Origin of the sequence: Heyndrickxia coagulans DSM 1 = ATCC 7050, from assembly GCF_000290615.1 — a bacterium.
In the GTDB taxonomy this organism is placed as follows: Bacteria; Bacillota; Bacilli; order Bacillales; family Bacillaceae_C; genus Weizmannia; species Weizmannia coagulans.
On record NZ_ALAS01000082.1, the window covers coordinates 1 to 8,229 of the forward strand.

Here is an 8,229-nt window from a genome sequence, read left to right on the forward strand (position 1 = left end):
TCAGTTTTCGTTGGCTAGTAAAAGCAACGATAAGTCGAGAAGCCCCCACTTCAATCAAACCGTAAGGTTGATAAGTGGTGGGTAGTTCACAACGAAGGAACCATTGCTGGATGGAAAGATGCGTCTGGTTCCGGATTCCGCAATCGCAGCAGCGTAACCGTTATCGTGCAAGGCATGTTTAAAAATACGAAGGAACCATTGCCGGATGGAAAGCTGTTTTTGCATGGATGGGAAGAAGGGGTTTTCGAAGCGTTCGGGATATCAATCGTTCATTGCATGGGAAGAGAGTTCACTCCGGTTTTCGTTTGTGCTCGGTGAAACCGCTGCCGCATGTTTAAGCGCGTGAAAGATCCTTTATTGCACGGAAAGATGCTTTTGGCCGGATACCATATGATATGGAGAAAGGAGTTAAAGTGCCCTTTGCCGGGTATCATTAATGTACGGAAAGTAGCGCCCCATATAGAAAGGAGGCATTCATGTGAGAAAAGCCCCGCTTATGCCTTTGCCGGCGGCTTTTTTTAAAAAAGATACGCTGGAGCTGGCGCGTGCCCTTCTCGGTTGCCTGCTCGTCAAAGAGACGGAAGAAGGAACGGCGGCCGGTTTTATTGCCGAAACGGAAGCATACATGGGTGCATGGGACAGGGCCGCGCACAGTTATGGAAACCGGCGGACGAAAAGAACGGAAATCATGTACTATGGCCCGGGCCACGTGTATACATACCAAATGCACACCCACTGCCTCGTGAATGTCGTCAGCGGCCGGGAAGGCACACCGGAAGCCATCCTGATCCGTGCCGTGGAACCTTTTATTGGAACGGAGCTGATGTTTGCCCGCCGGAAAGTCAAGGAAGCAAAGCAACTCACAAACGGTCCCGGGAAGTTAACAAAAGCATTAGGCATTACAATGGAAGACTACGGGCGCGTATTTTACGAACGCCCGCTCTTTATTGCGGAAGGTTACGAACCGGAACAAATCGAAACCGGCCCGCGCATCGGAATCGATAACACCGGTGAAGCCAAACATTACCCGTACCGGTTCTGGATAAAAGAAAACCGTTATGTATCGAGGCGGGCGTAAACGGCAAAGGCGGTGCGTGAAGAAAGTGCCAAAGAGAAAAAACACCGGCATTTAGCCGGTTCCGGGCGATTATATGAAAACGGAATCTTTACGCCTTGTGTCCAACGACCATCGCTTATTAAAACCAGCAAATGATCCGCTACTCTATTTCTTAAACGGGAGGCCGGCGCAAAGTTGAAATCGGCTTAAAGGCCGGCTTCTTGCGTCGGACTACCAGAAATAGCCGTAGCCGCCGTACGGGAAGCCGTAGCCGCCGTAAAGCGCAGGTGCGAGCAATGCCGATGTTGCCAGGCCGCCTGCAAACCCTCCGAGGAACGGGTCAAAACCGAATCCCCATGGCCTGAATCCCCACGGCCTAAAACCCCATGGCCTGAATCCGAAGCCTCCAAATCCCCATGGGGGCAATCTTACATCTTCATGGTTAAATGTTTCATAATAAGGAACTTCTTGATAACCTGTATTCAAAGTTTTTTCCTCCTCAACCCCATTATTTTTTGACGATAAAGCATATGTGAAAAACCCGGTGCCTGTATGGGTATTTGCCTTTTATCCCAAAAATTTGCACTGCTTCACCCGTTCCGGCATGGACACCTCTGAAAAAACCCCTCCGGCTTCAGGTAAGGCATTCGCCAAAGTGAAATTTTAAAGCGGCGGATGTTAAAAACGGTTGGAAACATCCGATACAAATAGTAGACAAAAAAGCGGTTTTGTTCCGCCATGAAACAAGGCATGGCGGGAACGCCGGAACATAAGGAGAACTTGCTATGATTGGAGCGACGCAGTGGCAGGCTGCGCATCCGCCTCTTGCAACCAGTACACCGCAGGCACAAAAGGCAACCGGGGCGGATCAGGCCAGGCCAATTGTGACAAAACAAACCAGGGAACAAATCCTTCCCGCCAATGAAGAAACGAAAGAAAAAGTGAAAAAAGCGGTGGACCAGCTGAACCATTTCCTGTCCGGATCCTCCACCCATTTAAAATTTCAATTTCATGACCAGCTAAAAGAATATTATGTTACGATTATCGACGACAAGACGGACCAGGTGATTAAAGAAATTCCGCCGAAGAGGATTTTGGATACGTATGCCGATATGCTGCACCATGTCGGGATTCTGGCTGATGAAAAGGTATAAAGGAGGGGATAGAATGTCATCCATACAAAGAATTACAGGGCTTGCGAGCGGCATGGACATCGATTCCATTGTCGAAAAAATGATGACCGCGGCAAAACAGCCTTTGGTCAAACTGCAGCAGCAAAAGCAAATTTTGGAGTGGCAGGAAGAAGACTACCGGACGCTGAACCAAAAATATTTTGACTTCCGCTCCACGCTGTCCAACATGAAATTGACTTCCAAGTACAGGGCACGCACGACGACTTCATCAAATGAAAGCTATGTAACGGCAACAGCGGCGAATAATGCATCGCTGGGGTCAACGACAATTCAAAGTGTAAAACAATTGGCGACGGCAGCGACGAGGGTAGCCAAAGCCCCAATTTCAACAGATTCATCCAATAAGGTTGATTTGAATCAATCCTTATGGAAACAGTCAGGAAATTTCAGCGGGTCAATCGAATGGAGCCAAGGGGGAGTAATATCGGATACCATAACAGCCAAAGGGGACTCCACAGATCCAACGTCTGTTACGTTTGACTTAAAGGGCACACTTAACAGTAATATGCCAATGAATGTAAAAATGAACGGAAAAACTTATGAAGTGGTGACAGATCCGTCCGTTACGCTCAGTGATAACCAGGTTTTACTTACAACTGCTGGCGGGCAGGCAACATTAAAATTTAATTCAAATATTTCCGCCGGGACGAGCATTAGTGTTGAATACGTGGTGGATAAAGCAACAAAAAGTGCAACCGTCTCGTCTGATACGAAATCAATACAATTGGACTTTGGGGACATTATCACCGATTCATTTACTATGACAGTTGGAAACAATAACGTCTCACTCTCCCAAGGCACGGACGGAAATATGAATTTATTCATTGGTTCGACCCAGATCGGCACCCTTAATCCGGAAACGGGAAAAATTGATTTTAATAGCGATTTCGGGTCAATTTATAGCGGTTCTGCTATCCAAATCAGCTACCAGCAAAATTACACTTCTTTTAACTTAAAAACGTATACTTCAAGCGGGCTGGTGAACGGCAATTTTTATATCGGCGCGGATAAAACGTTAAATGATGTCATTTCTAAAGTGAACAATTCAAACTTAGGTTTGACAATGTATTATGACGAATATAAAGATATGTTTACGCTGACGAGAAAAGAGACCGGTAATTTTAATTCGTCTTCATCTGTGGATGGTAAAGAAATCATTATTTCTTCTGATACAGATACTTACGATTTTTTGCGGGATACATTAAAATTTAGCGGCAGCACTGAATACGGTGGTACGAATGCCGTGTTCAACATAAATGGGTTGGATACCGAACGGACATCAAACACCTTCACCATCAGCGGCGTCACCTATACGTTAAAAAGCGAATTCGACTCGCCGGTCACCATCTCGGTTTCCAACGACGTGGACACCATCTACAACAACATCAAAAATTTTGTGGACCAGTATAACAGCCTGATTGATGCCGTGCAGTCGAAGCTGAATGAAGACCGCTACCCGGATTATGCGCCGCTTACGGACGACCAACGCAAGGAATTGACGAACACGCAGCAGGACCAATGGGATAAAAAAGCGAGAAGCGGCCTTTTAAGGAATGATATGACGCTGAAAAGTTCCTTGTCGAACATGCGGTCATTGATTTATTCAAAAGTAAATAACGCCAATATTTCATCCGAATACAACCAGCTATCAAGCATCGGCATCACAACGACTTCCGACTGGCTTAAAGGCGGCAAGCTAGAAATTAATGAAGACAAGCTGAAGGCCGCGATCCAAAACGATCCGGATTCGGTTGAACTGCTGTTTCGCGCGACCGGCAGCACAACATCGGAAAAAGGCATTGTCCAAAGGCTGTACGACAGCGTCAATAATACTTATAACACGATCGTTGACAAAGCCGGGAAATCCACTTATGTGAACACCCAGTTCACGATCGGGAAAAACATCAACGATTTGACGGATAAAATCAGTGACATGAACGACAAACTGGGCAAGCTTGAAGACCGTTATTATGCGCAGTTTACAGCGATGGAGCAAGCAATCCAAAAATACAACAGCCAATATACTTATCTATCCAGCTTTTTCAGCAATAGTTAAAGGAGGGGCCGCAAATGGCAACACGTAATCCATACCAGGCGTACCAGAACAACTCGATTGCAACCGCATCGCCGGGTGAGCTGACATTGATGCTGTACAATGGCTGCCTGAAATTTATCCATTTGGCGAAAAAAGCCATTGAAAACAAAAATTTTGAAGAAAAAAATCAAAATATCCAAAAAGCGCAAAACATCATCCGCGAATTGATGATGACGCTCGATACGGGCAAATTTGAAGATGCAGAAAAGATGCTTTCCCTTTACGATTTTATCCTGCGCGAACTGATCCAGGCCAATGTGAAAAATGATATGTCAAAACTCGATACAGCGGAAGAGTTGGTAACGGGTTTCCGCGACACCTGGAAGCAGGTCATCCAGGCAAACCGCCGGCAAACATACGGGCAGGGCGGCAAAGTATGATGGGCGATCTTGCCGCCTGCCTGGAGCTGACGGAAGCGCTGCTTTCGGAATTTCATAAAGAACAGCCGAGGGAAACCTTGATCCAAAACGTCCACCGGCTCCTCGACCGGCGCGGGGCGCTGCTTGCTGCCATGAAACCGCCTTTTTCCGCTGAAGCGCAATGGCTTGGAAGAAAAATCATGGATCTTGACAAACAATTGAAGCCCCTGATGCAGAAAACGCTGTCCGGCATCCGGAACGATATTCAGCAAGCTGCGAAAAAGAAAACGTCCATGAAGCAGTATATAAATCCGTACCAGTCCCTGCAGTTAAATGATGGAAGGTTTTATGACCGAAAAAGATAGAAGTTCTGATCGATGCAGAACTTCTTTTTTTCGGGAAAGGCCGTGTAAACCGGCATGATGGCTGCTTTTTACAGCGGAAACAGGGGGATGACAAATATTTCTAAGAAAAATTCACCAAAAAAGAAGGAATTTAGACAGGAAATGTGCAAATATATAGTGAATAGTGTAAGATTATTAGAGAAGGCAGCGCTTTTACCGCTTAAAGTGAAAGTACGAGCATACCGCGGTATGCAAGGGGCTGCCAGTTGATGAGGAGGGGTCCACATGAAGAACTACAACATTCGTGGCGAAAACATTGAGGTAACTCCGGCGATTCGGGATTATGTTGAGAAAAAAGTGAACAAGTTGGATCGGTATTTCGTAGAAACGCCAGACACTTCCGTCAATGTAAAACTTAAAGTCAATCCGGATAAAACTTCCAAAGTGGAAATTACAATTCCAATGCCGCAGCTCGTATTGCGCGCGGAAGAAACCAATGAGGATATGTACGCGGCAATTGACCGGATTGCTGACAAATTGGAGCGGCAAATCCGCAAACATAAAACAAAAGTAAACCGGAAACTGCGTGAAAAAGGAAGCACGAGGGAACTGTTCACTCCGGACGCTGTACTGAAAGAAAAACAAGCCAGGAAAGAAGAAGACTCAGAACTGCAAATTGTGCGGACCAAACATTTTAACTTAAAACCGATGGACAGTGAAGAAGCAGTGCTGCAAATGAACCTTTTGGGTCACAACTTCTTCATTTACACCGATGCGGAAACAAATCATACGAACATCGTATACCGCCGCAAAGATGGCAAATACGGGCTGATTGAAACAAAATAAGGGAATGGCGAAGCAAGCACCCGCGGTGAATCCGCGGGTGCTTTTGCAGCATGGGCCTATCCGGTGAAAGCAAAGCGGGCCGGGGGCGGTTTTTTAGCACACAACGCGAGCCGGCAAGGAACGCGGCTCCGGCAGAAAGGTGAAAACGATCCGGTGCCTATGTTCAGGATAGAAGACCTAATTAGACAATTCGCCCTGCTTCGCCGGTGGTTTTGTCAATTGGAGCTTCTATCGGGACAAAACCCTTGGCAGACATGGCTCTTTTGTCTAATGAGCCGCCATGCTGCAGTGGACGCGGCCCCGGCAGAAAGGTGAAAATGAGCCGGTGCCTATGTTTAGGATAGAGAAGAAAAAAGGCAAGCAGGAAGCGAGAAAAGCCCGGATGGCGGACTGGGAACCGGGGGGCGGGCAGCCGGCAAGGCATCCGCTTGCAGGAAAGGCCAGTGCAGGGACAGACATTTCTATACGAGGGGGAAAGATGATGGACCTGGATTACTTGTATCATCCTTATGTATCCACCAGAAATACCGTTTTTGCCAAAAAAGGAATGGTTGCCACTTCACAGCCGCTAGCTGCCCAGGCCGGCCTTGAAGTTTTACAAAAAGGCGGCAATGCGATTGATGGCGCTATTGCCGCAGCCGCCGCCTTAACGGTCGTGGAGCCGGCCTCGAACGGCATCGGTTCAGATGCATTCGCCATTGTTTGGGCGGGCGGGAAACTGCACGGTTTAAATGCAAGCGGGCCCGCACCGCAGTCGATTTCCATTGAGGCCGTGAAAAAACAAGGGTATGAAAAAATGCCGGCTTATGGGGTGGTCCCGATTACGGTGCCAGGCGCGCCGGCAGCATGGGCGGCGCTATCGGAAAAATTCGGGCGGCTCCCGCTGGCAGACGTTGTGCAACCGGCAATCCGGTATGCGGAAGAGGGGTACCCGCTTTCGCCGGTTTTGGGAAAATACTGGGAAAGGGCATTCCGCCAGTTTCAAACGATTTTTAAAGAAGAAATGTTCCGGCCATGGTTTGACACGTTTGCGCCGGACGGCAGGGCGCCGGCAATCGGGGAAGTGTGGAAATCGCCCGGGCATGCCGCGGCATTAAAGGAAATTGCGGAAACGAAAGCAGAAAGTTTTTACAGGGGGCCGCTTGCAGAAAAAATCAGTGCCTGTATCCGGAAATGGGGCGGCTTTTTAAGCAGGGAAGATTTGGAGGCTTATCATCCCGAATGGGTGGAGCCGATTTCCGCCAGCTACCGGGGCTATGAGGTGTGGGAAATGCCACCGAACGGGCAGGGGCTTGTTGCGTTGATGGCGCTCAATATTGCGCAAGGATTTGAATTTCGTGAAAAAGACTGCGTGGATACCTATCATAAACAAATTGAAGCAATGAAACTCGCTTTTACAGACGGCAAAGCGTTCATTACAGATGCCGGTGAAATGAAGGCGGACATTGCACACTTGCTTTCGGAAGGCTATGCTGCAAACCGGCGCAGGCTGATCGGGGATCTGGCGCTGGATCCGGAACCGTATGAACTGCCAAAGAGCGGCACTGTCTATTTGGCGGCAGCGGACGGGGAAGGGAATATGGTTTCTTATATCCAAAGCAATTATATGGGATTCGGCTCCGGCATTGTCGTTCCGGGCACAGGAATTGCTTTGCAAAACCGGGGGCATGATTTTTCTTTGGATGAAACGCATGTGAATGCATTGAAACCCGGCAAAAAGACGTATCATACGATTATTCCCGGCTTTTTAACAAAAGACGGGGAAGCGGTCGGGCCGTTTGGGGTGATGGGCGGCTATATGCAACCGCAGGGCCACTTCCAAGTGATCATGAACACGATTGATTTTCATCTTCATCCGCAGCAGGCGCTCGATGCCCCGAGATGGCAATGGACGGAGGGGAAAAAAGTGCTGGTAGAACCCCATTTTCCGAATCACCTTGTGCAAGGGCTGATCCGAAAAGGGCACGATGTCCAAGTGGCTGCGGATACTGGCGGTTTCGGCCGCGGCCAGATCATCTGGCGCAACCTGGACACGGGCGTACTGATGGGCGGCACGGAATCGCGTGCGGACGGCATGGTGGCGGCCTGGTAAAACGCTTTTCCAATTCCAAATGGGTGCTCAGGCCTCTTCATTTTTTTTCAGACAGCGGCCCGGGCATGCCGAACCGGGAAAGCCGGAATCTCCCTGGAGGTTAAAAACCGGTTGCCCGGCATGGATTTTAACGGCTTTCCGAAAGAAGTCTCTCATCCTCAAGGAATGTGAAGGTGCGAATAGCACCAATGAGTAGGTGGGAGATGAATTTCGGTTGGCTTTAGCCAAAGTTATTTTTCCAAT

Annotated in this window: 9 protein-coding genes; 7 read left to right on the forward strand and 2 right to left on the reverse strand. The window is 48.3% G+C overall.

What is annotated here, in order from left to right; genetic code table 11:
- Positions 1-496 precede the first annotated feature (496 nt).
- Complete coding sequence (locus tag IC21_RS03755) at positions 497-1,078, forward strand: DNA-3-methyladenine glycosylase (protein WP_029713921.1); 582 nt, start codon at positions 497-499, stop codon at positions 1,076-1,078.
- A 210-nt stretch (positions 1,079-1,288) separates the two neighbouring features.
- Here IC21_RS03755 and ymaG read toward each other — a convergent pair whose 3' ends face one another.
- Positions 1,289-1,543 (reverse strand): inner spore coat protein YmaG, encoded by a 255-nt coding sequence (gene ymaG, locus IC21_RS03760; protein ID WP_029143072.1) that lies wholly within the window; start codon positions 1,541-1,543, stop codon positions 1,289-1,291.
- Between the two features lie 299 nt (positions 1,544-1,842).
- Between ymaG and flaG the strand changes: the two genes are divergently transcribed.
- The 6 genes from flaG (at position 1,843) to IC21_RS03790 (ending at position 7,986) form a co-directional block, all read left to right on the forward strand.
- The gene (flaG, locus tag IC21_RS03765) at positions 1,843-2,211 is read left to right on the forward strand and encodes a flagellar protein FlaG (protein ID WP_029143071.1); all 369 of its coding nucleotides are present in this window, start codon (positions 1,843-1,845) and stop codon (positions 2,209-2,211) included.
- A 13-nt stretch (positions 2,212-2,224) separates the two neighbouring features.
- Positions 2,225-4,306, forward strand: a complete 2,082-nt coding sequence (gene fliD / locus IC21_RS03770) for a flagellar filament capping protein FliD (protein ID WP_029143070.1) — start codon at positions 2,225-2,227, stop codon at positions 4,304-4,306.
- A gap of 14 nt (positions 4,307-4,320) precedes the next feature.
- Positions 4,321-4,725: a flagellar export chaperone FliS gene (gene fliS / locus IC21_RS03775; protein ID WP_029143081.1), complete on the forward strand. Its 405-nt coding sequence runs from the start codon at positions 4,321-4,323 to the stop codon at positions 4,723-4,725.
- A complete protein-coding gene (fliT, locus tag IC21_RS03780) occupies positions 4,722-5,069 on the forward strand; it encodes a flagellar protein FliT (protein ID WP_029143082.1) in 348 nt (115 codons plus the stop codon). Before fliS ends, fliT begins: the two co-directional genes overlap by 4 nt.
- A 264-nt stretch (positions 5,070-5,333) precedes the next feature.
- Complete coding sequence (gene hpf / locus IC21_RS03785) at positions 5,334-5,894, forward strand: ribosome hibernation-promoting factor, HPF/YfiA family (protein WP_029143083.1); 561 nt, start codon at positions 5,334-5,336, stop codon at positions 5,892-5,894.
- A 481-nt stretch (positions 5,895-6,375) separates the two neighbouring features.
- Positions 6,376-7,986 (forward strand): gamma-glutamyltransferase family protein, encoded by a 1,611-nt coding sequence (locus IC21_RS03790; protein ID WP_029143084.1) that lies wholly within the window; start codon positions 6,376-6,378, stop codon positions 7,984-7,986.
- 27 nt (positions 7,987-8,013) lie between these two features.
- Here IC21_RS03790 and IC21_RS17190 read toward each other — a convergent pair.
- Positions 8,014-8,229, reverse strand: a 216-nt coding sequence (locus tag IC21_RS17190; RefSeq protein WP_235801099.1) for a hypothetical protein, incomplete at its 5' end; no start/stop codon positions are given.

Excerpts from the sequence above, each read along its gene's own strand:
- IC21_RS03755 (WP_029713921.1), top strand. The coding sequence starts at position 497 with ATGCCTTTGCCGGCGGCTTTTTTTAAAAAAGATACGCTGGAGCTGGCG.
- flaG (WP_029143071.1), top strand. The coding sequence starts at position 1,843 with ATGATTGGAGCGACGCAGTGGCAGGCTGCGCATCCGCCTCTTGCAACC.
- fliD (WP_029143070.1), top strand. The coding sequence starts at position 2,225 with ATGTCATCCATACAAAGAATTACAGGGCTTGCGAGCGGCATGGACATC.
- fliS (WP_029143081.1), top strand. The coding sequence starts at position 4,321 with ATGGCAACACGTAATCCATACCAGGCGTACCAGAACAACTCGATTGCA.
- fliT (WP_029143082.1), top strand. The coding sequence starts at position 4,722 with ATGATGGGCGATCTTGCCGCCTGCCTGGAGCTGACGGAAGCGCTGCTT.
- hpf (WP_029143083.1), top strand. The coding sequence starts at position 5,334 with ATGAAGAACTACAACATTCGTGGCGAAAACATTGAGGTAACTCCGGCG.
- IC21_RS03790 (WP_029143084.1), top strand. The coding sequence starts at position 6,376 with ATGGACCTGGATTACTTGTATCATCCTTATGTATCCACCAGAAATACC.